At 72.9% G+C, this 25198-nt stretch carries 21 protein-coding genes; 11 read left to right on the top strand and 10 right to left on the bottom strand.

Features of this window, described 5'->3' with window-relative positions; genetic code table 11:
* Nucleotides 1-72: 72 nt before the first annotated feature.
* Both PS467_RS05715 and PS467_RS05710 read right to left on the bottom strand, forming a co-directional pair.
* Nucleotides 73-387, bottom strand: a complete 315-nt coding sequence (locus PS467_RS05715) for a 2Fe-2S iron-sulfur cluster-binding protein (RefSeq protein WP_311034283.1) — start codon at nucleotides 385-387, stop codon at nucleotides 73-75.
* A gap of 11 nt (nucleotides 388-398) precedes the next feature.
* Nucleotides 399-977, bottom strand: a complete 579-nt coding sequence (locus PS467_RS05710; RefSeq protein ID WP_311034282.1) for a pyridoxamine 5'-phosphate oxidase family protein — start codon at nucleotides 975-977, stop codon at nucleotides 399-401.
* 107 nt (nucleotides 978-1084) lie between these two features.
* Here PS467_RS05710 and PS467_RS05705 point away from each other — a divergent pair, with 107 nt between their 5' ends.
* From PS467_RS05705 to PS467_RS05695, 3 genes are all read left to right on the top strand, one after another.
* Nucleotides 1085-2335, top strand: a complete 1251-nt coding sequence (locus tag PS467_RS05705) for an NAD(P)/FAD-dependent oxidoreductase (protein WP_311034281.1) — start codon at nucleotides 1085-1087, stop codon at nucleotides 2333-2335.
* Between the two features lie 430 nt (nucleotides 2336-2765).
* Nucleotides 2766-3098 carry a plasmid stabilization protein gene (locus tag PS467_RS05700; protein ID WP_268970365.1) on the top strand — a complete coding sequence of 111 codons (333 nt, stop codon included), beginning with the start codon at nucleotides 2766-2768 and terminating at the stop codon, nucleotides 3096-3098.
* Between the two features lie 107 nt (nucleotides 3099-3205).
* A complete protein-coding gene (locus tag PS467_RS05695) occupies nucleotides 3206-3688 on the top strand; it encodes a DUF6098 family protein (RefSeq protein WP_311034280.1) in 483 nt (160 codons plus the stop codon).
* 112 nt (nucleotides 3689-3800) lie between these two features.
* On the opposite strand, the gene PS467_RS05690 is transcribed toward PS467_RS05695, so the two are convergent.
* Both PS467_RS05690 and PS467_RS05685 read right to left on the bottom strand, forming a co-directional pair.
* A complete protein-coding gene (locus PS467_RS05690) occupies nucleotides 3801-4385 on the bottom strand; it encodes a hemerythrin domain-containing protein (RefSeq protein WP_311034279.1) in 585 nt (194 codons plus the stop codon).
* A gap of 82 nt (nucleotides 4386-4467) precedes the next feature.
* Entirely contained in the window at nucleotides 4468-5667 is a 1200-nt protein-coding gene (locus tag PS467_RS05685; RefSeq protein WP_311034278.1) for a hypothetical protein, read from the bottom strand.
* 135 nt (nucleotides 5668-5802) lie between these two features.
* Between PS467_RS05685 and PS467_RS05680 the strand changes: the two genes are divergently transcribed.
* The gene (locus tag PS467_RS05680) at nucleotides 5803-6429 is read left to right on the top strand and encodes a YigZ family protein (RefSeq protein WP_311034277.1); all 627 of its coding nucleotides are present in this window, start codon (nucleotides 5803-5805) and stop codon (nucleotides 6427-6429) included.
* 105 nt (nucleotides 6430-6534) lie between these two features.
* On the opposite strand, the gene PS467_RS05675 is transcribed toward PS467_RS05680, so the two are convergent.
* Nucleotides 6535-7218 carry a GntR family transcriptional regulator gene (locus tag PS467_RS05675; RefSeq protein WP_311034276.1) on the bottom strand — a complete coding sequence of 228 codons (684 nt, stop codon included), beginning with the start codon at nucleotides 7216-7218 and terminating at the stop codon, nucleotides 6535-6537.
* A gap of 555 nt (nucleotides 7219-7773) precedes the next feature.
* Between PS467_RS05675 and PS467_RS05670 the strand changes: the two genes are divergently transcribed.
* The 7 genes from PS467_RS05670 to PS467_RS05640 all read left to right on the top strand — a co-directional run bounded on the left by PS467_RS05670 (nucleotide 7774) and on the right by PS467_RS05640 (nucleotide 18367).
* Nucleotides 7774-8700, top strand: coding sequence for an ABC transporter permease (locus PS467_RS05670; protein ID WP_311034275.1), 927 nt, complete (start codon nucleotides 7774-7776; stop codon nucleotides 8698-8700).
* Nucleotides 8664-9440 (top strand): ABC transporter ATP-binding protein, encoded by a 777-nt coding sequence (locus PS467_RS05665; RefSeq protein WP_311034274.1) that lies wholly within the window; start codon nucleotides 8664-8666, stop codon nucleotides 9438-9440. The genes PS467_RS05670 and PS467_RS05665 overlap by 37 nt, the downstream gene beginning before the upstream one ends.
* Nucleotides 9441-9810: 370 nt before the next feature.
* Nucleotides 9811-10926: an ABC transporter substrate-binding protein gene (locus PS467_RS05660; protein ID WP_311034273.1), complete on the top strand. Its 1116-nt coding sequence runs from the start codon at nucleotides 9811-9813 to the stop codon at nucleotides 10924-10926.
* 115 nt (nucleotides 10927-11041) lie between these two features.
* Nucleotides 11042-12397 (top strand): LLM class flavin-dependent oxidoreductase, encoded by a 1356-nt coding sequence (locus PS467_RS05655; protein WP_268970356.1) that lies wholly within the window; start codon nucleotides 11042-11044, stop codon nucleotides 12395-12397.
* Between the two features lie 103 nt (nucleotides 12398-12500).
* Nucleotides 12501-12941 carry an OsmC family protein gene (locus PS467_RS05650; RefSeq protein ID WP_311034272.1) on the top strand — a complete coding sequence of 147 codons (441 nt, stop codon included), beginning with the start codon at nucleotides 12501-12503 and terminating at the stop codon, nucleotides 12939-12941.
* Between the two features lie 171 nt (nucleotides 12942-13112).
* Nucleotides 13113-14354 (top strand): exonuclease SbcCD subunit D, encoded by a 1242-nt coding sequence (locus PS467_RS05645; protein WP_311034271.1) that lies wholly within the window; start codon nucleotides 13113-13115, stop codon nucleotides 14352-14354.
* The gene (locus PS467_RS05640) at nucleotides 14351-18367 is read left to right on the top strand and encodes an AAA family ATPase (protein ID WP_311034270.1); all 4017 of its coding nucleotides are present in this window, start codon (nucleotides 14351-14353) and stop codon (nucleotides 18365-18367) included. Before PS467_RS05645 ends, PS467_RS05640 begins: the two co-directional genes overlap by 4 nt.
* A gap of 182 nt (nucleotides 18368-18549) precedes the next feature.
* Here PS467_RS05640 and PS467_RS05635 read toward each other — a convergent pair whose 3' ends face one another.
* The 5 genes from PS467_RS05635 to PS467_RS05610 all read right to left on the bottom strand — a co-directional run bounded on the left by PS467_RS05635 (nucleotide 18550) and on the right by PS467_RS05610 (nucleotide 25118).
* Nucleotides 18550-20232 carry a DUF885 domain-containing protein gene (locus PS467_RS05635; RefSeq protein ID WP_311034269.1) on the bottom strand — a complete coding sequence of 561 codons (1683 nt, stop codon included), beginning with the start codon at nucleotides 20230-20232 and terminating at the stop codon, nucleotides 18550-18552.
* Between the two features lie 126 nt (nucleotides 20233-20358).
* Nucleotides 20359-21642, bottom strand: a complete 1284-nt coding sequence (locus tag PS467_RS05630) for a GNAT family N-acetyltransferase (RefSeq protein ID WP_311034268.1) — start codon at nucleotides 21640-21642, stop codon at nucleotides 20359-20361.
* 124 nt (nucleotides 21643-21766) lie between these two features.
* Nucleotides 21767-22300 (bottom strand): DUF1990 domain-containing protein, encoded by a 534-nt coding sequence (locus PS467_RS05625; protein ID WP_268970350.1) that lies wholly within the window; start codon nucleotides 22298-22300, stop codon nucleotides 21767-21769.
* 87 nt (nucleotides 22301-22387) lie between these two features.
* Nucleotides 22388-23968 carry an alkaline phosphatase D family protein gene (locus tag PS467_RS05620; protein ID WP_311034267.1) on the bottom strand — a complete coding sequence of 527 codons (1581 nt, stop codon included), beginning with the start codon at nucleotides 23966-23968 and terminating at the stop codon, nucleotides 22388-22390.
* Between the two features lie 397 nt (nucleotides 23969-24365).
* Entirely contained in the window at nucleotides 24366-25118 is a 753-nt protein-coding gene (locus PS467_RS05610) for an SDR family oxidoreductase (RefSeq protein ID WP_311034266.1), read from the bottom strand.
* Nucleotides 25119-25198 lie beyond the last annotated feature (80 nt).

The raw sequence follows: 25198 nt of genomic DNA, 5'->3' as shown, positions 1-25198 counted from the left end.
CGATCCCCGGCCCCGCGCAGCGGTACCGAGACCAGATGAGGGCAGGCTGCCTGCCGCCCCGCGCACCCTCGGTCATCGGATCTGGTCGGCGGGTAGCCGTACGACCAGTCCGTCCAGAGCGGGGGAGAGGGTGATCTGACAGCTCAGCCGACTGAACTCGGTCGGATCCAGTGCTGCTTCCAGCATGGCCTCCTCCACGTCCGACCGGGGGTCCAACCGCTGATCCCATGGTGGTTCGACGTAACAGTGGCAGGTCGCACATGCGGCGATGCCGCCGCACTCGGCCAGGATTTCCCGGATGCCCGTACGTACGGCCGCCCGCATCAGGCTCTCTCCGGCTGTTCCGGAGCACTGACGGGCGGAGCCGTCCGCTCCCACGAAGGTCACCGCGACCATCGTCAGGACTCCCCACGCATGGAAGGTACGGAGGGGCCGGTCATGGGATAGGCGGTCAGTTCGCTCACCCGCTTACCGTCGTCACTGAAGCGGACCTTGGTGCGGAACATCATCCGGACCCGGTTGTCCTGCCATACGCCGTGGACGGGGTCCACGCGGAAGAAGACCTGGCGCAGCCGCACCCCAGTCCTCCGGAAGTTCTCGTACATGTCGGAGTCCTTGAGCCAGGCGAACTGCTCGTAGCTGAGCCGCAGGACGCGCTCGATCTCCTGGGGGTCCTCGAGGAAACGCGCCCGCCCTGTGACCTGTACGTGTCGCGCCTCGGTACGGCCGGCGAAGCCGTCGGCGGGCATGTGGGCCAAGGTGTAGCTCACCCTTCCGTCGCGCAGGATGTTCGCGTACTTGCGCGTGTAGGTGAAGGTGTGCAGGTAGGCCGTCAGCCCGTCCCCGACGAAGTGCATCATCGCGGCCGAGGGAAAGCCGTCCTCGTCCAGGACCGCGACTGCTCCGATCTCCTCCTCGCGCAGCAAGGCGGCAATGGCCCGCGTCGCGTCGTCCGCGGTGGGTTGGGTGGATGTCATGGAGTCCTCCGAAGATCAATGTGTACGGGACCGTATCGCTATGGAGTCCAAATAGGCAACAAGTCAGCAGCGCTATCTGGAAGACGTGTACGGTAGCGTCTCGATTCGTGAAGCTTTATGATGTGATCATCGTCGGCGCCGGCCACGCCGGGTGTGCCGTGGCGACGCACCTACGCGGGTACGGGTTCGACGGGACGATCCTGTTGATCGGAGAAGAGCCCGTCCTGCCCTACCAGCGTCCGCCGCTTTCGAAAGCACGGCTCACGCCGCATGCCGACCCCAAGCCTCTCGAGCTGTATCCCGCCTCCGTCTACGCCGACGGGCGCATCGAGCTACTGCTTGGCAGCAGGGTCGAAGCGGCTGATGTCCACGCACGTTTCGTCGACCTGGCGGACGGCACACGGGTCGGCTGGCGTCGCCTGGTGCTCGCCACCGGTGCCGCACCCTTGGTCCCTCCCCTGCCGGGAGTGGAACTGCCGCAGGTCCACGTGTTGCGGGACGTCCAGGACGCGGCCGGACTGGCTGCGGCCTTCGGGCCACGCCGGCGTCTCGTTGTCGTCGGGGGAGGCTATCTGGGCCTTGAGGTGGCCGCCACTGCCCGCGGATTCGGGACCGAGGTGACCGTTGTCGAGGCTCGGAGCCAGGTCTTGGCTCGGGTGGCCGGCGCCGAAGTCGCCTCCTTCCTGGAGCGGTACCACCGATCGCGGGGTGTTGTCGTGCGGACCGACGCTCAGGTTCAGGCAATCAGCGGCATGCGACAAGGGCAGACGGCAGCGGTTCAGCTGTCGGACGGAACACAGCTGGAGTGCGACGCCGTCCTCCTGGCCGTAGGAGCGTCCCCGCGTGACGCACTGGCCGGCCGAGCCGGCCTGGTATGCGACGGCGGCATCCCCGTCGATGTGTCCGGAGCCACCGCCATCGCCGACGTCTACGCCATCGGAGATGTCACCGTGCGCCCCGTCCCCCAATACGGCCTCCGTACGAGGTTGGAGAGCGTTCACAGCGCCAACGAACAGGCCCGCCGCGCCGCCGCGGCCATCTGCGGCGCGACTCCGCGCGAGCCCGAAACCCCCTGGTTCTGGTCAGACCAGTTCGATCTGAAGATACAGATCGCAGGAATCAGGACAGAAGCGGACACCGCGGTCGTTCGCGGAGACCCGCGGCGACCGGGATTCGCGGTCTTCCATGTGAGGGGCGACCGACTCCGCGCGGTCGAAGCCGTCAACGCTCCCCGGGAATTCGCGCTGGGGCGCAAGCTCATCAGCGAGGACGTGCCCGTATCCGCCTCAGCCCTGGCGGACTCGGCTGTGCCCCTCCGTGACGCGGTTGTCGGGACGGACCCGACCACGCCCGGATGACCCTCCTGTCCGGCGCGGATCGCGCAGGCGAGAGCCGTGGCGCGGCGAGACGGTCTCCCGAGTCTCTCAGCTGGTGCCCGGCGGAGACTCACCGCCGCGTCGCCGTCCGGTGCCGCGCACACCGCCTGCGCCCACCCCGATCGGCTCTTCTGCCGTGGCCCGGGTCCACCCGGCGGAACCGGCCGTATGCGTCCTCATGTCCCGACCCGAGTGATCAGCCGACGCGCCGGGATGACCTCACGGAAACGGTGGATCGGCGGACTCGGCCGGAGGGTCCCATACCGCCGGATGCGCGCCACACATCCCGGACGACGCCCAGGAGACGCATGCTGGTTATAGGGGCGGAAGTGGGGGGAACCCGACCGCTGCGGTCGGTGGACAGGAACCGCGGACCGTGTCCGACCGAGGGGGCGGAAGGAGAGAAGGAACCATGCCCGCAGGATCCAGCCGTAAGCGTGAACGGCAGTACGAGCACATCAAGGAAGGCGCCGAGCAGCGCGGAGCCTCCAGCGGCCGGGCGAAGGAGATGGCCGCCCGCACGGTCAACAAGGAGCGCGCCCGCTCGGGAGAGTCCAAGACCGCCAGCAAGACCTCGACGCAGGACCGGAAGTCGGCGCCGCAGCGTGGCGGCCAGCGCTCCGGCAACCGGACCGGCCCCAAGGGCCCGACCCGCGATCAGCTGTACAACGAGGCGAAGCAGCGGGGCATCGAGGGCCGCTCGAACATGACCAAGGACCAGCTGGCCAAGGCACTTGGCCGCTGACGCACAAGGCGCCGCCCACCTCGCCGGAGAGCGGGGCCGGGCGGCGTCCGCGCGTCGGGCCGGGCCGGGTGATTGACCAGGCCGGTTCCGGGTACTCAAGGGCGATCATGCCAGGCCAGACGCTTCCCACCTACACCGCTCTGCACCAGCTCGTGGAGCTGATCGAGGAGGGTCCCCCGGTCTTCGTCCGCTGGTCCCGAGGGCCCCAGACGGACCTGGGGGAAGGGAGCCCGGTCAGCCGGGACGGGCTCACTGGTACGAAGATGCCGGGCCTGTCGGCCAACCCCCTGGTCTTCGAGGAATGGGCGAAGGACCTGCCCACCGCGCTGTGGGTGGCCCGGCGGCTGTGCGACTACATCCACCTCCGGGAGCAGGACCAGGGCCCCGACGATGTCCACCCCTGGGTGCTCAAGGGGGAGGAGATCGGCCGGGGCCCGGACAACGAACCCCTGGTACGCGATGTACGGCCGGTCGCCTGGATCGCCGACAGCGTGATCGCCGAAGCCGAGGAGGTGGTGGCCCGCCAGCGCGGCGCGTGGGGGCCATTGCACCGACCGACCCGGTACACACACGGCGAAGACGACGGGTGACGGGTGTGGCGGGCCCGGCGGTCCGCCGCTCCCGCCTCCGCGCTCCGCCGTTCCCGGCTCCGGACCTGAGCCGTTCCCGCGCCGGACCTCGGGGCCCCTGCCCGGCGTCCGGTCAGCCCTCCTTCCCCATGGCCTTGCGGACCGTGTCCCGGGCGCGGTCGATCGTGGCGGCCATCGGCCCCAGGGCGATGTTCTTCGCCGCCGTCTCCGCGCCCGGGTGCGGCCGGGTCGGGGCCATCGCCTCGGCCGCCCTGACCGCCTTGGCCATGGTGGCGAGCTGACCGGGGTCGGTACGCCGCCGCAGCTGGATGAACTCGTAGCGCTCCTCGGCCCGCGCGTGTTCCATGACCTCGGTGCGCAGCTCCCTGAGCAGCGGCAGGAACTCGGGGGAGCCGGTGTCCATCTCGTCGAGCCGGCTGAGCTTCTCCTTGGCCTGCCGCTCCTCCCGCAGACGGTCTTCCACCACCCCCTCACCACCGTCGAAGGAGCGGCGCGCCACCGGGTGGACGACCTCCTCCTCCGCGGTCTCATGGACGGCCAGCAGCCGGACGAGCCTGCGGAAGGCGTCCTGCCGCTGGTCGCCGGTGGCCCGCTCCACCTCGTCGAAGAGGTTGCGGATATCGCCGTGCTGGCGCATCAGCAGCGCCACCACATCGTCCTCGCCGCCGATGGCGCCGGATCCGGATCGGTCTGCCACGATGTCTGTCCTCCGTAGGGCCGGGAATGAGGGCCGGGAATGAGGGCCTGGAATTCGGTCAGAGTGAGCGCCGGGAATTCGGTCAGTGTGAGCGCAGGGACGGCTCGGGGTGCTCACCCTCGGTCTCCAGCCGGTACTCCCGGCCGAACATGTCCCGGTGCTGCTCCATCACCCGCTCGCTCGGCGGCCGGTCGCCGTCGTTGAGCATGGTCTGCATCGCCTGGAAGCGCTCGTGGGCCTCGCGTACATAGCCGGTACCGAGCGTGGTGAGGTCCATCTGCGTGGCCAGCAGTTCGCGGATGTAACTCTTGTTGGGCTCGAAGGTGAGCACGTTCGGCAGCTCCGGGGCGACGACCTCCTCCGGTTCCCGGCCGTCGTTGCGGCGCATCAGATCGCAGGCGATGCGCAGATGCTCCAGTTCCATGTTCAGGTGCAGCTCCCAGATGGACTTCACCTTGGGGTCCGGCTCCTGCTCCATGAAGGAGTAGTAGAGGTAGCACTCGTTGTACTCGTGGTTGACCAGCTGCTCCCACCACGTCTCGCCCGGGTCGACCAGGGACTCGTAGTGGGTGACGTGCTCCTCCTCGACCAGCCCGATCTCCTGGTAGAGCTGCCGGGCGATCGGCTCCATGTACTGCGGGCCGACGTTCAGGTACAGGTTCATGGTCTGCTGCTCCGCCGACATGATCGTCAGCGCGTGCAGCTTGGAGAGCGGATCGGCCCGGCTCCGGTCGTAGGGGTCGCGGACGTTGTCCACCGGGTTGCGGTGGTGGTACTTCGTCGGCCGGCCCGGCATGATCTCCGTCAGCCCCTGGACGATCTCCTCCGCCTTGCGGTGCTCGATCATCTCGTAGAGATTGGCGTACCGGTACAGATGGTCGAAGTCCTCCAGCACCCCGAACTGATACGCCTGGGTGAGGTACGGATCGGGCTCCATCCGCGCCACCCACGCGGTCAGGTCCACCGCCACCTGCTCATAGGCGATCGTGGTCTCCAGCACCGAGGCCACCCCCGGCAGCAGCCAGTTCACCGCCTTCTGCTGCTGCGCCTCGACGGCACGCGTCTGCGCCAGCTGCCGCCGCACGTCCTGGTCCGGGCAGTGGCGGGCCATCTGGTGGCTGAACAGGATCGCCTCGATCTCGATGCCGTTCATCGTGATGATCCGGCAGCGTGTATAGGGGTCGCAGCGATCCGGGTCGATCGGTGACACGTCCAGCTCACGCCAGGTTCGCATCTGGCGGTCGAGCGGGATGCCACGCTGCTCCAGCGGGTTGAACGTCATGCGAGCTCCTTGGGGCGGGAACCGGATCCGTACCCGTGGCCGTCGGCCCGCTCGCCGCGCACGGCCGCCGTCCACCCGATCGGCGGCGGCACACGCGTGACCACCGCCACCGCGGCCGGGACATAGGGTGGCCTGATGCAGGAGCGGTACCGGACGGTCGCGCGCGAAGGCGTGCACGAGATCGAGATCAACCGATCGCGCTTCCTCTGCACGCTCGCGCCCGCCGCGAGTGAGCGGGAGGCGCAGGAGGTCATCCAGCGCATCAGGAAGGAACACCCCACCGCCACCCACAACTGCTTCGCCTATGTCATCGGTGCGGACGGCGGTGTGCAGAAGGCGAGCGACGACGGGGAGCCGGGCGGTACGGCCGGCGTGCCGATGCTTCAGATGCTGCTGCGCCGCGAGGTCCGGTACGTGGTGGCCGTGGTCACCCGCTACTACGGGGGCGTGAAGCTCGGCGCGGGCGGTCTGATCCGGGCCTACGGCGGCGCGGTCGGCGAGGCGCTGGACGCCCTGGGCACCGTCACCCGGCAGCGGTTCCGGCTGGTGACCGTCACCGTCGACCACCAGCGGGCCGGAAAGCTGGAGAACGATCTGCGGGCGACGGGACGGGCGGTCCGGGAGGTGCGCTACGCCGAGGCCGTGACGATCGAACTGGGGCTGCCGGAGGCGGATGTGGCCGCCTTCCGCGACTGGCTGGCGGATACCACCGCCGGGACCGCCGTCCTGGAGCTGGGCGGCGAGGCGTACCAGGACATGTGACGAACGAACGCTCCGGCGGCGGGGCAGGTCGCGGCGCCCTGCGCTTCAGGACGGGCACTCGCTCTTCAGGACGGGCGCGCGCTGTTCAGGACCGGCATCCGCCGTTCAGGACGGAGGAGTAGCGCCCCGCAGACCGCTGCCCGACCGGGCCAGGGCTCCGATGCGCAGGTCACGGGTGCGGCTCTGATGCTCGATCATGCGGTCGCGGGCCGCCTCCGCGTCGCGGCGGCGCACCGCGTCCAGGATCCCGGTGTGTTCCTCGAGGATCAGCTTGAGGTTGTCCGGGTGGTCGGTGGCCGCGGAGGTGTCGGCGTCGTAGACCTTCAACTGGGCGTCCAGACGGTCCATCAGTTCGGCGATGGTGGCGTTGTGGCCCGCCTCGCGCAGCGCCAGATGCCACTCGTGGTTCAGCGCCCGCAGTTCGCCGGGGTCCGAGGACGCCGCGGTGCTCTCGTGGACGTGGACGAGGCGGGCGAGGTCGAGTTCGGTCCGGCGGGTGGCGGCGGCCTGCGCGGCCGAGGACTCCAGCGCGATGCGCGCCTCGCAGATCTCCAGGATTTCCTCCGGGGTGCGGGCGCGGACCACATAGCCCCGGGTCGCCTGCCGCACCAGGCCCTCCTGCTCGAGCCTGATCAGGGCCTCCCGCACCGGGGTGCGGGAGACGTTGTACTGCGCGCTGAGGGCCGCGGGGATCAGGACGGTTCCGGGCGGTGCCTGCCCGCCGACGATGCTCTGCCGGATCCGGGTGTAGTGGCCACCCGCATCCCCACCTCCCCGTGAAGTGGTCACGTCCGTTCTCCCCTTTCCGCCGCGCTTGCTGCCGCGCTTCCTGCCGCGCTTCCCCGGCACGCCATTGACTCGATACCCGAAGTCTGCCATTGAGTACAGCTGTATACACCTGCTTGCAGCTGAATCCATCTCCGGTTATGGTCTCCTTCCAGACGTGGCCGGGCTCGGGCCCAGGCCGCACGACTCTTCACACGTCCACGGGAGTTCCGGTATGTACCGCGATGCGCAGACGAGGCGGCGTTCCGCCCGCCCGGCGCTCGCGTCCGCTCCCCTTCCGGACACCGGCCTGACGTACCGTCGGCACGTCGATCTGATGCGCGTCTTCAGCGCGGGCTGTCGCTGACCCCGCACGCTTCCCGGCCGTCACGCCGCGGCCGTACGACCCGCGCCTGACGTCCTTCCCTCGCCCGCCCCGGCGTTCCGCCACCGCTGACCCGGCGCCCTTCGCCAGGACCGCCTCTCGCCGGCGCGGACGGAGGAGTTCCCGCTCCGCCGCGCACCGGCCCGCCACGGCCCGCCGCGCGGCCCGATCAACCACTCCTGAAAGGGAGCCCCATGCCCGAGCAGCCGCTGCTCACCAAGGACCGGGAACCGCGCTCGGATCCCACGGCCGAGGCCGGTCCCACAAAAACCCGCGCCACCGGACGACGTGCCACCGGACGACGTGCCACCGGACGATTCGCCGCCGGGTGGATCGGCCGGGCACTGCCGCGCACCGGCCGCGCGATCGGCCCCTGGGTCGTGCCACTGCTGGTCTTGGCGGTGTGGCAGACCACCGCACGAACCGGTGCCCTCCCGCCGCGGATCCTGCCCGCTCCCGAGGCGGTCCTGCGGGCGGGCACCGACCTGGCCGCCACCGGCGAACTCCAGCACCACATCCTCACCAGCCTGCGGCGCATCGCCCAGGGATTCGCCCTGGGCGCGGCCACCGGCCTGCTGCTGGGGTTCGGGGTCGGGATGTCGAAGGCGGCCGAGATCCTCCTCGACCGCTCCCTGCAGATGGTGCGCACCATCCCGCACCTGGCTCTGGTGCCGCTGATGATCGCCTGGTTCGGCATCGGGGAGGAGCCGAAGGTCCTGCTGGTGGCGCTGGGCACGTTCTTCCCCGTCTACCTCAACACCGTCACCGGCATCCGCGGTGTGGACCCCAAGCTGCTGCAACTCGGGCGTTCCTACGGGCTGGGCCGGTGGCGCCTGGTGCGCGACATCGCCATCCCCGGGGCCATGCCCACCGTTCTGGCCGGTATCCGCTACTCCCTGGGGGTCGCCTGGATGACCCTCGTCGTCGCCGAGACCATCTCGGCCGACGACGGGATCGGCTACCTCGCCCAGGACGCCCGCCAGCTTCTGCGCACCGACCAGATCGTGCTCGCCATCCTGCTGTACGCGCTGGCCGGCCTGTTCGCCGATCTCCTCACCAGGCTCATCGAAAGGAAGGTGCTGCGATGGCACCCCAACTACCGCCGTCCGGGGTCCCGGTGACCCCCGACCGGGCAGGGGCCCGGCTGTCGCTGGAGGGGGTGGGGAGGCGGTACGGCGACCGCTGGGTGCTGAAGGACCTCGACCTGGAGGTGGAACCCGGTTCGTTCGTCTCCTTCCTCGGGCCCAGCGGCGCGGGCAAGAGCACCCTGCTGCGGATCGTCGCCGGACTGGAGCGGCCGAGCTCGGGAACCGCCCGGCTGCACGGATCCGGACCGCGGCCGCCCATGGCACGGATGATGTTCCAGGAGGACCGGCTGCTGCCCTGGCGCAGCGCCGAGGACAACGTCCTGCTGGGTGTCCGGGGCCGCAGGGAGGAGGCGCGTGCCCTGCTGAACGCCGTGGGACTGGCCGACCGGGGTGATGCCTGGCCCTCCGCGCTCTCCGGCGGGCAGCGGCAGCGCGTCGCCCTGGCCCGCGCCCTGCTGCACCACCCCGAACTGCTCCTCCTGGACGAGCCGTTCGGCGCCCTGGACGCGATCACCCGGATCGCGATGCAGCGGCTCCTGGAGCGCATGTGGCTGGACCAGCCGCGCACCGTCCTGCTGGTCACCCATGACGTGGAGGAGGCGCTGGTGCTCTCCGACCGCGTACTGGTACTGGCCGACGGCTCGGTCGGCCGCGATCTGCCGATCGACCTGCCCCGGGGGGACAGGCGCGGCCACCCCCGCCTCGTCTCCTGGAAGGAGGAACTCCTCAGGGATCTGGTCGAACCCGCTTCCGCCGCCCCCGGCGCCGCCTGACGGACGGCCGTCACCACGCCCCGCCGCCGCCCGTCCGGCCGGTGGCCGGAGCCCCGCTGCCGCCTGACCGGTGGCCGGAACCCCGCTGCCGCCTGACCGGTGGCCGGAACCCCGCTGCCGCCTGACCGGTGGCCGGAACCCCGCTGCCAACCCCGCCGCCACCTGACCGGCGACCGGAATCCGCTGCCGCCTGACGGACGGCCGTCACCGCGCCCCGCCGCCACCTGATCGGGGGCCAGGGCCCGCCGCCACCTGATCGGGAGCCGGAGCCCGCCGCCATCCGACCGGCGGCCGTCATCCCGCCCCCGCCGCCCTGCCTCCCCGCCCCCGCCCCGCCCCCGACGCTCCCGCGAACGTGAAGGACCTCATCGTGACCGTGCACCGCACCTCCTCCCGCTCACCCGCCGGAACCTCCCTGCCCGGCGCGCTCCCGCGCCGCGGCCTCCTCGCCCTCGGCGCCGCCGCGGCCCTCGCCCCCGCCCTGTCCGCCTGCGGTGGCGGTGCGCAACCGAAGAGCCGGGCGATCGCCGACGGAGTGCCGGAGAAGCTCCGCTTCGCGGTCATCGGCAGCGGGAAGACCGGGGTGCCCGCGGCCCTGCGCTACCGGCTGAACGGCCTCGACCTCGGCAAGGAACTCGGCGGCACCACCGTCACCTGGCCGGCCGGGTTCACCGCCTCGCTGCCGGTGATGGAGGCGTTCTCCTCGGGCAGCGTGGACTTCTCCTTCGCCACCGCCACCGCCGTGGCCTATGCGGTCGGCGGCGGTGTCCCCATCGTGCCGCTCGCCGCCTATCCGCTCCCCGGCGACGAGGTCGAGATCCTCGTCCCGAAGGACTCGCCCATCCGCGGCGCGAGCGACCTCAAGGGCAAGCGGGTCGCCGACCAGAAGGGCACCACCGGCACCTACAGCCTCATCAAGTACCTGGAGACCGCCGGTCTGCGGCTGGACGACATCGAGTACGTCAACCTGCCCGCCGCCGACGCCGAGTCCGCCTTCGCAGGCGGCAAGGTGGACGCCTGGATCAGCTGGCAGCCCGCCATCGGCCTGGCCCGAGCCCGGCACGAGGCCCGCAGCCTGCCCAAGGTGAAGACCTACGACTACAGCTTCTACGTGGCGAGCGAGTCCTTCGCCAAGGAGTACCCGGAGGCCGTGGCGAAGGCCGTGCGGGTCGTCCGCGACGCCCAGCGCGCCATCAACGCCGACCCGGCCAAGAGCGTCGCGTTCTTCGACAAGATCGGCGGGTTCGGCTCCCAGAGCCTGGAGCGCGAGGTCTACCTGGAGCTGACCCGCGACAAGCGCCTGTCCGACTCCCCGGCCGATGCCCTGGCACCGGTGGACCGCGCGGCCGTCGAGAGCACCCAGGACCTCGCCGACAACTTCCAGGCCCTCGGCGTCTATCCGTCGAAGATCGACGTGGCCGGGTTCCTGCGGGACTCCCGTTTCGACTCGATCAGGAAGACCGTCGCCGCCGAACTGGCGACATGACCGAGCCGCCCCGGCGCCCCGCCCGCACGGCACGGCGGCATCGTCCGCACGGCACGGCGGCAGCGGGCGCCCGTCCGGCACTCAGGGCCCCCGCCCACAGCAGAAAGACCTTGCGATGAGCACTCCTCACCACCAGATGCACCTGGCCGCCTTCGTGACCGCGGGGCCCGGCCGCCCCGGGGGCTGGCGCTACCCCGGCTCCGAACCGGGCTGGCTGTCCGCCTCCTACTACCAGCACATCGGCCGGGTCCTCGAACAGGGCAAGTTCGACCTGATGTTCTTCGCGGACATCCTGTCCGTGCCCGACCGCCTCGGCGGCAGCATGGACAGCCAGCTCCGGTACGGCGCGCTCGGCTCCCTCCGCCTGGACCCGACGCCCGTCCTGGCCTCGATCGCCGCCGTCACCGACCACCTCGGGCTCGCCGCCACGGTCTCCACCAGCTACCTGGAGCCCTTCCCGGTGGCGCGCTCCTTCGCCACGGTCGACCACCTCAGCCACGGCCGTGCGGCCTGGAACGTGGTCACCTCCTTCCAGGACTCCGAGGCCCGCAACTTCGGCAACGACCGGCACATCGCCCGCGACCAGCGCTACGAGCGGGCCGACGAGTTCCTCGAGGTCGCCTGCAAGCTCTGGGACAGCTGGGAGGACGACGCCCTCGTCATGGACCCGGCCGCCCCGCTCTTCGCCGACCCCGAGCGGGTGCACCGCATCGACCACGAGGGCCAGTGGTTCAGCGTCCGCGGCCCGCTGAACGTCTCCCGACCCCCGCAGGGCTATCCGGTGATCATCCAGGCCGGGGCCTCGCCCAAGGGCCGTGACTTCGCCGCCCGCTGGTCGGACGTCATCTTCTGCAGCCACGCCTCCCTGGAGTCGGCCCAGGAGTTCTACCGGGAGATCAAGGAGCGCGCCGTGCGCCACGGCCGCCGCGCCGAGGACATCAAGATCCTCCCCATGGCGACCCCCATCGTCGGCCCCACCAGCGAGGCCGCACGCGAGGCCGAGCGGCGGCTGACGGACCTGGTGCCGCCGCTGGCCGGACTGTCGACCCTCTCCTACCACCTGGACGTCGACCTCTCCGGGCTGCCGCTCGACGAGCCCCTGCCCGATGTCGACGTACCCGGCGTCCAGGGCCACTACAAGGAGGTGGTGGAGATGACCCGGCGGGACGGTCTGACGCTGCGTGAGCTGGGCAAGCGGTACGGCGGCCGGACCGAGGGCGAGTTCATCGGCACCGCCGCCGAGGTCGCCGACAGCATGGAACGGTGGTTCACCGAGGGCGGCTGCGACGGCTTCACCGTGGGCGCCGTCCACACCCCCGGGGCGTTCGAGGACTTCGTCCGGCAGGTGGTGCCCGAGCTCCAGCGCCGGGGCGTGTTCCGCACCGAGTACGCCGGGAAGTCCCTGCGCGACAACCTGGGCCTGGACCGTCCCCGGGCCGGGGCGTGGCGCGAGCGCCGCTACGGCGGCTGACCGGACACCGACCGGGCGCGGGCGGCCTCCCGCGCCCGGCCCGCCCCCCCGCATCGACGACCACGAGGACACGAGGACACCAGGACATGAGGACACGAGGACGATGACCACAGCAGGCGATGTCGTCAGCATCACCGGCCGCACCACCGACACCACGGGGCGTTTCCTGGTGACCGCCAGGACGAACCACTTCGTCTCCGACGCGCGCACCGGACCGGCGGAGGCCGTCCAGGCGGGGGAGCTGCTGCTGTCCTCCCTGGCCTCCTGCTCCCTCAGCAACATCCAGCTCCACGCCCTGGAGCGCGGATCGGGCCTGACCGGCGCACGGGCCGAGATCAGCTACCTACGGGACCGCCAGGACCCCACACGGTACGAGTACCTCCGGCTCGATCTGCTGCTGCACGGCGTCACCCAGGAGGAGGCCGAGACCCTGGCCGGACTCTTCGCCGGAAGCTGTCCGATCTACAACACCCTGCGCCGGGGCGGCACCGTCGAGCTCGCCGTCCGTGCCGGGACACCGGAACCGGTCACCCCCACGGCGTGAGGGGAGTCCGGGCGGGGCGGGGCACGGCATGGACGGGAAAATACGAGGTCCGTGAGAGACGGGGCACCGACCGCGGCTAACGTGGTCGGTGCCCGCACCGTGCGCACGCTGCGGGCGCGATGTCGGCCATCGGAGTGGAGGAAGGACAGAAGTGCAGGTCGGAGCCCGCTTGTGAGAATTCTGCACACCTCCGACTGGCACCTCGGACGGTCCTTTCACCGGGTCAGCCTGCTTGCCGCGCAGCGCGCGTTCATCGACCACCTCGTCACCACCGTGCGGGAACGGCACATCGACGCGGTGGTCGTCGCGGGCGACATCTACGACCGCGCCGTGCCACCACTCGCCGCCGTCGAACTCTTCGACGACGCCCTGCACCGGCTCGCGGACCTCGGGGTGCCCACGGTCATGATCTCGGGCAACCATGACTCGGCCCGCCGCCTCGGCGTCGGGGCCGGACTGATCGACCGGGCCGGCATCCATCTGCGCACCGACCCGGCCGGATGCGCCACCCCCGTCGTCCTCTCCGACGACCACGGCGAGGTGGCCTTCTACGGGCTGCCGTATCTCGAACCCGCTCTGGTGCGCGAGGAGCTGGGCGCCTCGGCGGCCGGTCATACGGCGGTGCTGGGCGCCGCCATGGACCGGGTGCGCGCCGACCTCGCCGCCCGGCCGTCCGGCACCCGGTCCGTCGTCCTCGCGCACGCCTTCGTCACCGGCGGCGCGGTCAGCGACAGCGAGCGGGACATCACGGTCGGCGGAGTCGCCTCCGTACCCGCCGAGGTCTTCGATGGCGCCGACTATGTCGCACTCGGCCATCTGCACGGCTGCCAGGCCATCACCGAGCGCATCCGCTACTCGGGCTCCCCGCTCGCGTACTCCTTCTCCGAGGCGGCGCACCACAAGTCCATGTGGGTGGTGGAGCTGGGGGCGGCGGGCGAGCCGCCGTCCTGCGAACGGGTGGCGTGCCCGGTGCCGCGGCCGCTGGCCCGGATCCGCGGCCGGATCGAGGAACTGCTGGCCGACCCGGACCTCGACCGCCATGAGGAGGCGTGGGTGGAGGCGACGCTGACCGACGCGGTGCGGCCGCATGAGCCGATGGCCCGGCTGACCCGGCGTTTCCCCCATGTGCTCACGCTGGTCTTCGACCCCGAGCGGCCCCCCGAGGACCCACTCGCCTCGTACGCACAGCGGCTGCGCGGCCGTTCGGACCGGCAGATCGCCGAGGACTTCGTGGCGCATGTGCGGGGCGGCCGCGGCCCGGACGAGGCGGAGCGCGCGCTGCTCGGCGACGCGCTGGAGGCGGTACGGGGCGAGGCGCACGAGGACGGTGTGCGGAGCGGGCGGAACGGCGCCGCGACGTCGGCGGCCGGGACGGCGGCGGCTCGGACGGCGGCCGGGGAGGTGGCGCGATGAGGCTGCACCGGCTCGCCGTCACGGCCTTCGGCCCGTTCGGCGCCACCCAGGAGATCGACTTCGCCGAGCTGTCCGCCGCCGGGCTCTTCCTGCTGCACGGGCCGACCGGCGCCGGCAAGACGTCCGTCCTGGACGCGGTCTGCTACGCCCTGTACGGCCAGGTGCCCGGCGCCCGCCAGGGCAGCGGACTCTCGCTGCGCAGCGACCACGCCGAACCGCTGACCCCGACCGAGGTCGTGCTCGAATTCACCGTCGGCGGGCGGCGCTTGGAGATCACTCGGCGCCCCGAGCAGCCGCGCCCCAAGAAGCGGGGCACGGGAATGACGCGGGAGAAGGCGCAAACCCTGCTGCGCGAATACTCCCGCTCCGCTTCCGGCGCGGCTTCCGGGGCGGGGGAGTGGAAGGCGCTCAGCCGCTCGCACCAGGAGATCGGCGAGGAGATCGGGCAGCTGCTCGGCATGAGCAGGGAGCAGTTCTGCCAGGTGGTGCTGTTGCCACAGGGCGACTTCGCCCGCTTTCTGCGCGCGGACGAGCTGGCGCGCGGCAAGCTGCTGGGCAAGCTGTTCGACACCGGCCGTTTCGCCGCCGTCGAGGAACGGCTGGGAGAGCTGCGGCGAGCGGCCGAGAAACGGGTCGCGGCCGGGGACGAACGGCTGCTCGCGCTCGCCCACCGGATGGCGCAGGCGGCGGGCCGTACCACGGAACTCGACGGGTATCCGCTGCCCGAGCCGGCCCCCGGTGAGCCGGGGCTGGCCGACGCCGTCCTGGAGTGGGCCGCCGTCGCCCGCACGGGCGCCCGCGAACGGCGGGACATCGCGCTCTCCGCCGTACGGGCCGCCGAAGCGGCCCACGACGCCGCCCAACGGGCCGCCGACGCCGCCCGCGAACGGGCCGGGCTACAGCGCCGCCATACCGAGGCCTGCCGCCGGGCGGACGACCTGGAACGGCGGCGGCCCGACCACGACCGGCTGCGCGAGCTGCTGGAACGCGCCCGCGCGGCCGACGCGGTGGCCCCCGCGCTCGACCTGCGCACCGCCGCCGCCCGCGACCACCGCACCGCCGAAACCGCCGAACGCCAGGCCCGCGCCCGGCTGTCCGCCGAGCCCGGCCTGGCCACGATCGCGGAGATCCCCGACCAGCGGACCTCCCCCGGCCAGGGCGCGCCCACTGCCGATCCCGGCGCGTCCCCGCCCGGAGTGGTGGGTTCGCCGGGCGGTGTGCCGTCGCAGGCTGTGTCTTCGGGGGAGGGCGCGGGTGCCTCTGACCAGTGCGCGGTTGCCGGGGCGGGCGGCGAGGGTGCCCGGTACGGGGGCGCTGCCGGAGCGCCGGACTCGGCGTCGCCCGGAGTGGTGGGTCCGCCGGGTGTGCCGTTGCAGGCGGCGCCCTCGGGGGAGGGCGTCAGTGCCTCTGAGCGGTGCGCCGTTGCCGGGTCGGGTGCGGAGGGTGCCCGGTACGGGGGCGCTGCCGGAGTGCCGGGCTCGGCGTCGCCCGGAGTGGTGGGTCCTTCGGGTGTGCCGTTGCAGGCGGCGCCCTCGGGGGAGGGCGTCAGTGCCTCTGAGCGGTGCGCCGTTGCCGGGTCGGGTGCGGAGGGTGCCCGGTGCGGGGACGCTGCTGGAGTGCCGGGCTCGGCGCCGTTCGGCCCGGCGGGCCCTGCGGACGCATCGTCGCAGACGGCGGGAGCCGCGCCTTCGGGGGACGGCGCGGCGAACGGCGGTTCCGCCGGGCCGGACGCGGAGCGTGCGGACGGGCGCGGAGCGCAGGGGGCACGGTCCGGTGCCGAGGCCGCTGTTACGGCGGCCCCGAGCGTGTCGTGGCAGACGGCGGGAGCCGCGCCCACGGGGGACGGCACGGCGAACGGCGGTTCCGCGGGGCCGCACGCCGTGGCCGGGGCGGCGACCGGGGGAGGCGCCCCGGGCGCGTTGAGCCAGGGTGTCTCCGGCGGGGCGGGAGCCTCGGGCGTGTCGTCCGAGGCCGTCGGGCGGACCGCGTCCGGTGCGCAGGGCGGCGGGACGGCGGCGGACCCGGCCGGTGTGCGGGACGGCCGAGTCGACTCCCACGCCACGCACGCCACCACGCCCGCGACGCTCGCCGAGGCCGATGCCGAGTGGCTGGGACGGGTCGAGCGGCGGGTGCGGGAGGAGCTCGGGGCGTTGGGCGCCGCGCGGCGGGGCGAGGCGCGGGCCAAGGCCGTCGCCGCCGAGATCGCCGCGCTCGACCGGGAAGCCCGCGCCGACGAGGAGGCGATCGAGGAGGCCGCCGAGTGGCTCGCCGGGTGGGAGGAGAGCCACCGGGCGCACCAGCGGCGGATCGAGGCGGCGCAGGAGGCCGCCACCCGGGCCGAGCAGATCGGTGGGCGGATCGAACCCGCCGAGCGGCGCCTGGAGGCGGCCCGGCAGCGGGACCGGCTCGCCGGGCGGGAGCGGCAGGCGCGGGAAGCGCTGCTGCGGGCCCGGGAGGGCGCCGCCGCCGCGCGGCAGAACTGGCTCGACCTCAAGGAGCGCCGGCTGCGCGGGATCGCCGCCGAGCTGGCGGCCGGGCTGCGCCCGGGAGAGCCCTGCGCGGTGTGCGGGGCGACCGAGCACCCGAGCCCGGCCCGGCCCGGGGCCGGGCATGTGGACCGTACGGCGGAGGAGGCCGCGCTGGCGGACTACCAGCGCGCCGAGGAGGCCCGTGAGGAGGCCGAGCGGACGCGGAACGCGCTGCGGGAGGCCCGCGCGGGCGCGGAGGCCACGGCCGAGGGCGAGGACGCGGACGGACTCGACCGGACCCTGGCCGGGTTGCGGGCCGCGTACGCCGAGGCCCGCGACGCGGCGGCCGACGGGCACGCCGCCCGGGAGGCCCTGGACCGGGCCGAGCGCGAGCACGCACGGCGCACGGCCCAGCGGCAGGAGGCCGAACGGCGGGCGGCCGCCCGTACCTCGCACCGGGAGGCCCTGGTCCGGGAGCGGGCCGCGCTGCTGGCGGAGCTGGAGCAGGCGCGCGGCGCGGACGCGACCGTCGCGGAGCGCGCGGCGCGGCTGGAGCGGCAGGCGGGGCTGCTGGCCGACGCCGCCGAGGCGGCGCGGAACGCCGAGGCGGCCGCGGACCGGCTCAAGGAGGCCGACGCCCGGCTCGCCGACGCCGCGTACCGGGCCGGGTTCGAGACCCCGGAGCAGGCCGCCGAGGCCGTACTGCCCCCGGACCGGCAGCGCGAGGCGCGCCGCCGTCTCGACGCGTGGCAGACGGAGTCGGCGGCGGTCGCGGCCGAGTTGTCCGACCCGAGGGTGCTCGCCGCGGCCCAGGCGCCGCCCGCCGACCCGGCGGCGGCGCAGGCGGCGGCCGACGCGGCCACCCGCGCGCTGCGCGAGGTCTCGGCCGCGGACGCCGCCGCCCGCACCCGCTGCGAGGAGCTCGACGCGCTCTCCGCGCAGACGGTCGCCGACGCCCGGCGGCTCGCCCCGCTGCGCGCGGAGCACGACCGGATCGCCCGCCTCGCCGCACTCGCGGCGGGCACCTCCGCCGACAACGAGCGCAGGATGCGGCTGGAGGCGTATGTGCTCGCGGCCCGGCTGGAGCAGGTCGCGGCGGCGGCCAGCGCGCGGCTGCGCCACATGTCCTCCGGGCGCTACACGCTGGTGCACTCCGACGCCCGGTCCGGCGGACGCGGTCGCTCCGGTCTCGGCCTGCACGTCATCGACGCCTGGACCGGCAGCGAACGCGACACCGCCACCCTCTCCGGCGGCGAGACCTTCTTCGCCTCGCTCGCCCTCGCGCTCGGCCTCGCCGACGTGGTCACCGACGAGGCGGGCGGGGTCCGACTGGACACCCTCTTCATCGACGAGGGGTTCGGCAGCCTGGACGAGCAGACCCTGGACGAGGTCATGGACGTCCTGGACTCGCTGCGCGAGCGGGACCGTACGGTCGGCATCGTCAGCCATGTCGCCGATCTGCGCCGACGGATCCCGGCCCAGCTGGAGGTGGTCAAGGACCGTGCGGGCTCGGCCGTACGCCACCGCACCGCCGCCGCACGCTGACGACGGCACCGGCCGCCGCGCCGAAGCCCCTGAAGCGGGACGGGCCGCACCCTCACGGATGTGGCCGTCCCGTGCCCCCTGGGAAGGAGCGGAGGCGCGTCCCCTTCCAGCGACCCCCTTCCAGCGACCCCTTCCAGCGTCCCCCTCCAGCGGGAGATCACAGGCGCGCCCCCGGCGAAGGGTCAGAGCGCCGACAGCTCATCCACCAGGTCGTCAAGACCCAGCGACCCCTGCGACAGCGCCGCCATGTGCCACTTCTTGGCGTCGAAGGCGTCACCGTGCGCCTTACGGGCGGCGTCCCGGCCCGTCAGCCAGGCCCGCTCGCCCAGCTTGTAGCCGATGGCCTGACCCGGCATGCCCAGATAGCGCACCAGCTCGCTGTCGAGGAAGTCCGCGGGGCGGCCGCAGTGCAGCCCGAAGAACTCGCGCGCCAGCTCCGGGGTCCATCGCTCACCGGGGTGGAAGGGCGAATGGCCGGGGATCTCCAGCTCCAGATGCATCCCGATGTCGACGATCACCCGCAGCGCCCGCATCATCTGCGCGTCCAGATAGCCCAGCCGCCGCTCCGGGTCGGACAGGAAGCCCAGCTCGTCCATGAGCCGCTCGGCGTACAGCGCCCAGCCCTCGGCGTTGGCGCTGACCATGCCGACCGTGGCCTGGTAGCGGGAGAGCTGGTCGGCGACGTGCGCCCACTGGGCGAGCTGGAGATGGTGGCCGGGGACGCCCTCGTGGTACCAGGTGGAGACCAGGTCGTACACGGGGAAGCGGGTCTCGCCCATCGTGGGCAGCCAGGTCCGGCCGGGGCGGGAGAAGTCCACCGACGGCTGGGTGTAGTACGGCGCCGCCGCGCTGCCCGGCGGGGCGATCATCGACTCGACCCGCTTGACCCGCTCGGCCAGGTCGAAGTGGGTGCCGTTCAGCTTCTCGATGGCCTCGTCCATCAGCTCCTGGAGCCACACCCGCGTCTCCTCGACGCCTTCGATGTGGACACCGTGGGTGTCGAGGTGGCGCAGCGCCTCCCATGGGGTGGCGCCGGGGAGGATCTTCTCGGCCTCGACGCGCATCTCGGCGTGGATGCGGTGGAATTCCGACCAGCCGTACGCGTACGCCTCGTCCAGGTCGAGGTCGGTGCCGTTCCACATCCGGGCCCAGCGCAGGTAGCGCTCACGCCCCACCACATCGGGGGCGCCCTCGACGGCCGGGGCGTAGACGTCACGCAGCCAGTCGCGGAGCGCGACCAGCGCGCCCGTCGCCGCCGCGGCCGCCTCGTCCAGCTCGGCGCGCAGCGCGTCGGGGCCCTCGGCGGTGAAGTCGGCGAACCAGCCGCCGTCCGTGCCGATCCACTCCGCCAGCTGCTCGAGGACCGTGGCCACCTGCCGGGGGCCGGCCGGCAGGTTCCGCCGCAGCCCTTCGGCGAGCGAGGCGCGGTACCCCTCCAGCGCGGCCGGTACGGCGCGCAGCCGGGCCACGATCGCCGACCAGTCCTCCTCGGTCTGGGCGGGCATCACGGTGAAGATGCCGCGCACCGAGTGCAGCGGGGAGCTCAGGTTGCTGACCGCGCGCAGCCCCTCATGGGCGTCGTGCACGGCGAGCTCGGCGGTCAGCCGTTCGCGCAGCAGCCGTGCGCAGCGGCGCTCGGCGTCGGTGTCCGCGCCGGGGCGCGCCTCGGCCTCGGCCAGCCGCTCCAGGGTGGTGCGGGCGAGGTCGGCAGTGGCCTTCGCCCCCTCGGGGGAGAAGTCCGGGAGGCGCCGGGAGCTCTCGGGAACGCCCAGATAGGTGCCGGTGATCGGGTCGAGTTCGATGAGGGCGTCGACATAGTCGTCGGCGACCTGGCGGGGCAGCAGAGCGTTCTTGGTGTCGGACATGCGGCCCATCCTCGTACGTTTCCCAGTGCGGCGTCAGCAACATCGCGATGTGACGTCCGGGGAGTGAGATGGGTGACGAGGCCGAGGGGCCGGCCGCCCCGGCGGACGGCGGTGGGCATGGACTCCTCAGTGCCCGTGCGGCGGGGCCGGCAGCGGCAGTGGCGGGACCTGGGCGGGCGCCGGCGCCGGGTCGAGCCGGGCGCTGATCACTAGGGTGCCCTGCTCGATCTGGTAGTCCAGCGGCAGTTCGAGGGAGCGCATCGCGGCCACCATGCCGGTGTTGGCCGACTGGGTGACGGCGTAGACGCTCTCGCAGCCGGTCTCGGCGGCCATCGTGACCAGCCGCCGCAGCAGCTCCCCGCCGACGCCGCGCCGCTGCCACTCGTCCTCGACGATCAGCGCGACCTCGGTCTCGTCCCCGTCCCACAGCAGATGGCCGAGGGCGACCAGCCGCCCGGAGGCGGTGTGGGCGGCCAGGGTGCGGCCGAAGCGCGGGTTCAGCAGATGGTCGAGGTAGCGGTCGGCGTCGCCGACCGGGCCGTGGTAGCGCAGTCCCAGTGTCGTGGGGGAGCAGCGGGCGTGCATCTCGCGCGCCGCGGCCAGGTCGCCGGGGTCGGCGCGGCGCACGGTGATGGCGTTGCCCTCGGGTAGCGTCAGCACATCGCCGCCGTGCGGGACCCGCGGGCCGAGCCGGGCGTCCAGCTCGACCAGTGCGCGGGCCCGCGCGAACTCGGTCGGGGTGAACGGCAGGTACGGCCGTTCGATGACGATCGCGCCGCCCGACGGGTCGCGCAGCCGCATCACGGTCTCCTCCAGGACGCCCTCGGACGGCGGTGTGCTGTCCAGGGAGCGGCCGCCCAGTGACGTGGCGGGCACCGAGTGGATGGTGCAGCGGCCGAACAGCTGGCGCAGGGCGAGCGGCAGTTCGGCCGCGTCCAGAGCGGTGCGGGTGGCCAGGGTCAGCGCCCGGGTCGGCGCGTCCACCAGGTCGTGGGTGTCGGCCCGTTCGACCCAGGTGTCACTGCCGCCTCCGGCCGTGACGACATCGGCCAGCTCGGTGGCGGCCAGGGACTCGGGGGCGCGCAGCAGGAACTCGTCCACCGTGCCGTCGGTCAGCGGGTGGGTCTGGAGGGCCAGGATGTCCACCCGGTACGCGGCCAGCGCCGCGCACAGCGCGGCGAGGGTGCCCGGCTGGTCCCGTACGGTCGTCCGCATCCGCCACAGGGTCGTGGCCTCGGGGGGCGTGGTCTCCGGGGCGCCCGCGGCGTCGGCGGTGTGCGGGCCGGCCGCGGGCGAGGGTGAGGTGCCCGGCGGCGCGTGGCCCTGGCGTCGTGTCCACCGTGCGAGCAGATCGTGCCACCGGTGGGGACGGCGCGGGGAGGGGGACTCGGGGCTCGCTCGAAATGTCATGCAAACACCCTTGCGCAAGGGTGTTGCGTGATCACAAACGGATTGTGACCGATGGGTTAAGGGCGCATCTGATAACAGAAGCTTATTTTGTCCGAAATCAAATTGTTGAAGCCGGGAATTTCCCTCACCCTACCGCCCATCGGCGCAGTACCCTGCCGCAGCGCCGTGCGTACGCCCGCTGGAACAGCGGTACCAGCCGCCCTCCGATCCGGCTGTACCAGGAGTCCGGGCGGCTGAACGCCGTCACCGTCAGCACCACCGCGCCATCCGGCTCCAGGCTCACCACGAACGACTCCTCCCCTTGCTCCGGATGGCCGGGCAGCGTGCCGTAGGCGAAGCCGGTCCGGGTCTCCTCCGCGACCGTCCACACCACCTCGCAGGGCGCGCGCAGCCGCAGCCGCCCGGCGCCCAGGCCCACCACGACCGGCCGTCCCGGCGTGGCGACCGGATCCGCGGCCTGGATCGAGACCCCCACCGCCCGGTGCATCCGCCAGTCCATGACCGCCCGCCCGGCCGCCTCGAGCGTGGCGCGGCCGTGGCCGACGCGGGTGCGCACCCGCAGATGGCGGTAGCCGGAGGGCAGCGGCCACCGCCGGGTGGCGCCCACCTCCGGATAGGTGAGCCGGGAGGCCGGGCCGGGAGCGTCGGAGGATCCCATACCCGTACCGTACGCGGCGTCCTTACGGTGCGCGGCCCCGGCCGGGCACCGTAAGGACGCCGCCTCAGGCCGCGCGCCGTGCGCGGGCTACTGGCCGACCAGACCCGGCCTCAGCACCTTGGTGAACAGCACCTTTCCGCCGTCCTCACGCAGCCGGACGGTCATCTCGGCGCTATCGCCGTCGATGTCCACCTCGCCGTAGAACTGGTAGCCCTCGGCGGGTGAGACGTTCGACCGGGTGGGCGCCTTGACGAAGGACTGCTCGGGGCCGAACGTGCCGTCCAGCTTCACCGAGGGGAAGGCGCCCGCGTTCAGCGGACCGCTGACGAACTCCCAGAACGGTGCGAAGTCCTTGAACGCCGCCCGCGAGGGGTCGTAGTGCTGCGCCGAGGTGTAGTGGACGTCCGCCGTCAGCCACACCGTGCCGGTGATCTTCCGGTGCTTGATGTACCGGAGCAGTTCGGCCATCTGGAGCTCCCGGCCGAGCGGGGCGCCCGGGTCGCCCTGCGCGACGGCCTCGAAGTCGGTGTTCCCGTCCGGCACCACCAGGCCCAGCGGCATATCGCAGGCGATCACCTTCCACACCGCGCGCGACCGCGACAGCTCGCGCTTGAGCCAGGCCAGCTGCTCGGCGCCGAGGATGCCCTGGGTGTCCTCCGGCTGCCGGTTCGGCGAGTTGGCGTCCCGGTACGTACGGCAGTCCAGGACGAAGACGTCCAGCAGCGGGCCGTGGTGCTGGACCCGGTAGACCCGGCCGCTCGCGTCCGGCCGCAGCGTGCTGATCGGGAAGTACTCGGCGAACGCCTGGCGCGAGCGGGCCGCCAGCACGTTCACGTTCTTCTCGGTGTAGCGGTCGTCGGCCAGGATCTCGCCGGGGTACCAGTTGTTGAGCACCTCGTGGTCGTCCCACTGGGTGATGGTCGGCACCTCGGCGTGGAAGCGGCGCAGATTGGCGTCGAGGAGGTTGTAGCGGAAGTTGCCGCGGTACTCGTCGAGCGTCTCGGCGACCTTGGTCTTCTCCGGGGTGATGAGGTTGCGCCAGGTGGAGCCGTCGGGCAGCGTGACGGTCTCGGTCATCGGCCCGTCGGCGTAGATGTTGTCGCCGCTGCACAGGAAGAAGTCCGGCTCGCGGCGGCGCATCTCCTCGAAGATGCGGTAGCCGCCGTGGTCCGGGTTGATGCCCCAGCCCTGGCCCGCCAGATCGCCCGACCACACGAAACGCACGCCCTTACGGCGCTCGGGAACCGTACGGAAGGTGCCGTGCACCGGCTCACCGGTGCGGCGCGGATCGTCCGGGTCGGCGAGCAGCACCCGGTAGTGCACCTGGCTCCCGGCGGGCAGGCCGTGCAGCGCGGTGCGCCCGGTGAAGTCCGTACCGGGGCCGACCAGCGGGCCGTGCCAGCGCTTGGCCCGCGCGAAGGACTCGGTCGCGGAGGTCTCCACGATCATCCGGGCCGGACGGTCGGAGCGGACCCACACCAGCCCCGACGACGTCGTCACATCGCCCACCTGCACGCCCCACTGGGCACTCGGACGCCCCGACAGGGCCTGGGCGGGCGCCCCGGACGCGGCCGACGCCACGGTGGGCACCGCGAGCGCCGCCGACGCGGCCGCCGACCCCTGAAGTACCCTGCGCCGCCCGATCCCTCTGCCGGATTCCCGCGTCATGGTGGACCCTCCTCGTGCTGATGGAACCGCTGTGCGGTTCTGTGTTATCGGCGCCAGGTGCCACTTTGCCGAACGCCCAGTGAACAACTGGGCGGCGCTGCCGGGGAAGTGCCGGGCGCCACCCCGGCGAGGAGGCCCACGGTGCGCGCGATCCGGGCGGGCGGCGGATGGGCGTACCCCAGCACCAGCCGTACCCGGCCGTCATCCGGCGGGGCCCCATAGCCGACGAGCGGACGGAGTGCGACCCCGGCCCGCGCGGCCCGCGCGAGGAAGTCCGGCTCCGGGCCTGTAGCGGCGCGGCAGCCGCGGACCGGGCCGGACAACGGCCGTCGGCCCGGGGCCTTCGCGCGCCGTAAGGGGGCTCGGGTCTCCTTACGGCGCCCGGGGTGCGACGCGGCTACAGCCCGCCCGCGACCCGCAGTACCGCCCCCGTCGTGTACGACGCCTCCGGCGACAGCAGCCACGCCACCGCGCCCGCGATCTCCTCCGGCTCGCCCGGACGCCCCATCGGCACCCGGCCCGGATCGCGCCAGGGCCGCTCGGGGTCGCCCATCCGGGCGTGGATATCGGTCAGCGTCATGCCCGGCTGGACCGAGTTGACCCGGATGCCCTCCGCCGCCAGCTCCTTCGACAGGCCCACCGTCATCGCGTCGACCGCCGCCTTGCTGGCCGCGTAGTGCACATACTCACCGGGGCTGCCGGTCGTCGCCGCGCCCGAGGAGATGTTGACGATGGCGCCGCCCTGGCCGCCGTGGCGGGTGGACATCTCGCGGGCCGCCCGCCGGGCGCACAGCAGGGCCCCGGTGACATTGACGTCCACCACGCGGCGCATCACCTCCGGCGAGGTCTCGGTGAAGCGGCCCAACGGCCCCGTGATCCCGGCGTTGTTGACCAGCCCGGTGATCGGGCCCAGCTCGTCCCGCACCCGGTCGAACATCGCCTCGACCTGCTCCGCGTCGCTGGTGTCCGCCTGGACCACCACCGACCGGACACCTTCCGCGCGCACCGCCGCCGCCCACCGCTCGGCCGCGTCCCGGGCGTGCTCGTAGCCGATGGCGACGCTGTGCCCGGCGCGGGCGAGCCGCACCGCCACCGCCGCGCCGATGCCGCGACTGCCCCCGGTGACCACCGTGACCTGGTTGGTCTCCATCAGTGTTCTCAGCTCCCGCCCCGTGACGCTCCTCGCTGTGGTGATCACAGACGATAACCGACCAAAGGATTGGTCTTGAC

The organism is Streptomyces luomodiensis, from assembly GCF_031679605.1.
In the GTDB taxonomy this organism is placed as follows: domain Bacteria; phylum Actinomycetota; class Actinomycetes; order Streptomycetales; family Streptomycetaceae; genus Streptomyces; species Streptomyces luomodiensis.
Note: the sequence above shows the minus strand (reverse complement) of the source record. Positions and strands in the feature narration are given on the sequence as shown.

What these genes read in the sequence shown, in the direction of transcription:
- PS467_RS05710 (WP_311034282.1), bottom strand. Translation starts at nt 977, where the DNA reads ATGACATCCACCCAACCCACCGCGGACGACGCGACGCGGGCCATTGCC.
- PS467_RS05695 (WP_311034280.1), top strand. Translation starts at nt 3,206, where the DNA reads ATGCCAGGCCAGACGCTTCCCACCTACACCGCTCTGCACCAGCTCGTG.
- PS467_RS05670 (WP_311034275.1), top strand. Translation starts at nt 7,774, where the DNA reads ATGCCCGAGCAGCCGCTGCTCACCAAGGACCGGGAACCGCGCTCGGAT.
- PS467_RS05650 (WP_311034272.1), top strand. Translation starts at nt 12,501, where the DNA reads ATGACCACAGCAGGCGATGTCGTCAGCATCACCGGCCGCACCACCGAC.
- PS467_RS05630 (WP_311034268.1), bottom strand. Translation starts at nt 21,642, where the DNA reads ATGACATTTCGAGCGAGCCCCGAGTCCCCCTCCCCGCGCCGTCCCCAC.
- PS467_RS05620 (WP_311034267.1), bottom strand. Translation starts at nt 23,968, where the DNA reads ATGACGCGGGAATCCGGCAGAGGGATCGGGCGGCGCAGGGTACTTCAG.
- PS467_RS05610 (WP_311034266.1), bottom strand. Translation starts at nt 25,118, where the DNA reads ATGGAGACCAACCAGGTCACGGTGGTCACCGGGGGCAGTCGCGGCATC.
- PS467_RS05685 (WP_311034278.1), bottom strand. Translation starts at nt 5,667, where the DNA reads ATGACGTTCAACCCGCTGGAGCAGCGTGGCATCCCGCTCGACCGCCAG.
- PS467_RS05665 (WP_311034274.1), top strand. Translation starts at nt 8,664, where the DNA reads ATGGCACCCCAACTACCGCCGTCCGGGGTCCCGGTGACCCCCGACCGG.
- PS467_RS05655 (WP_268970356.1), top strand. Translation starts at nt 11,042, where the DNA reads ATGAGCACTCCTCACCACCAGATGCACCTGGCCGCCTTCGTGACCGCG.
- PS467_RS05635 (WP_311034269.1), bottom strand. Translation starts at nt 20,232, where the DNA reads ATGTCCGACACCAAGAACGCTCTGCTGCCCCGCCAGGTCGCCGACGAC.
- PS467_RS05700 (WP_268970365.1), top strand. Translation starts at nt 2,766, where the DNA reads ATGCCCGCAGGATCCAGCCGTAAGCGTGAACGGCAGTACGAGCACATC.
- PS467_RS05640 (WP_311034270.1), top strand. Translation starts at nt 14,351, where the DNA reads ATGAGGCTGCACCGGCTCGCCGTCACGGCCTTCGGCCCGTTCGGCGCC.
- PS467_RS05625 (WP_268970350.1), bottom strand. Translation starts at nt 22,300, where the DNA reads ATGGGATCCTCCGACGCTCCCGGCCCGGCCTCCCGGCTCACCTATCCG.
- PS467_RS05680 (WP_311034277.1), top strand. Translation starts at nt 5,803, where the DNA reads ATGCAGGAGCGGTACCGGACGGTCGCGCGCGAAGGCGTGCACGAGATC.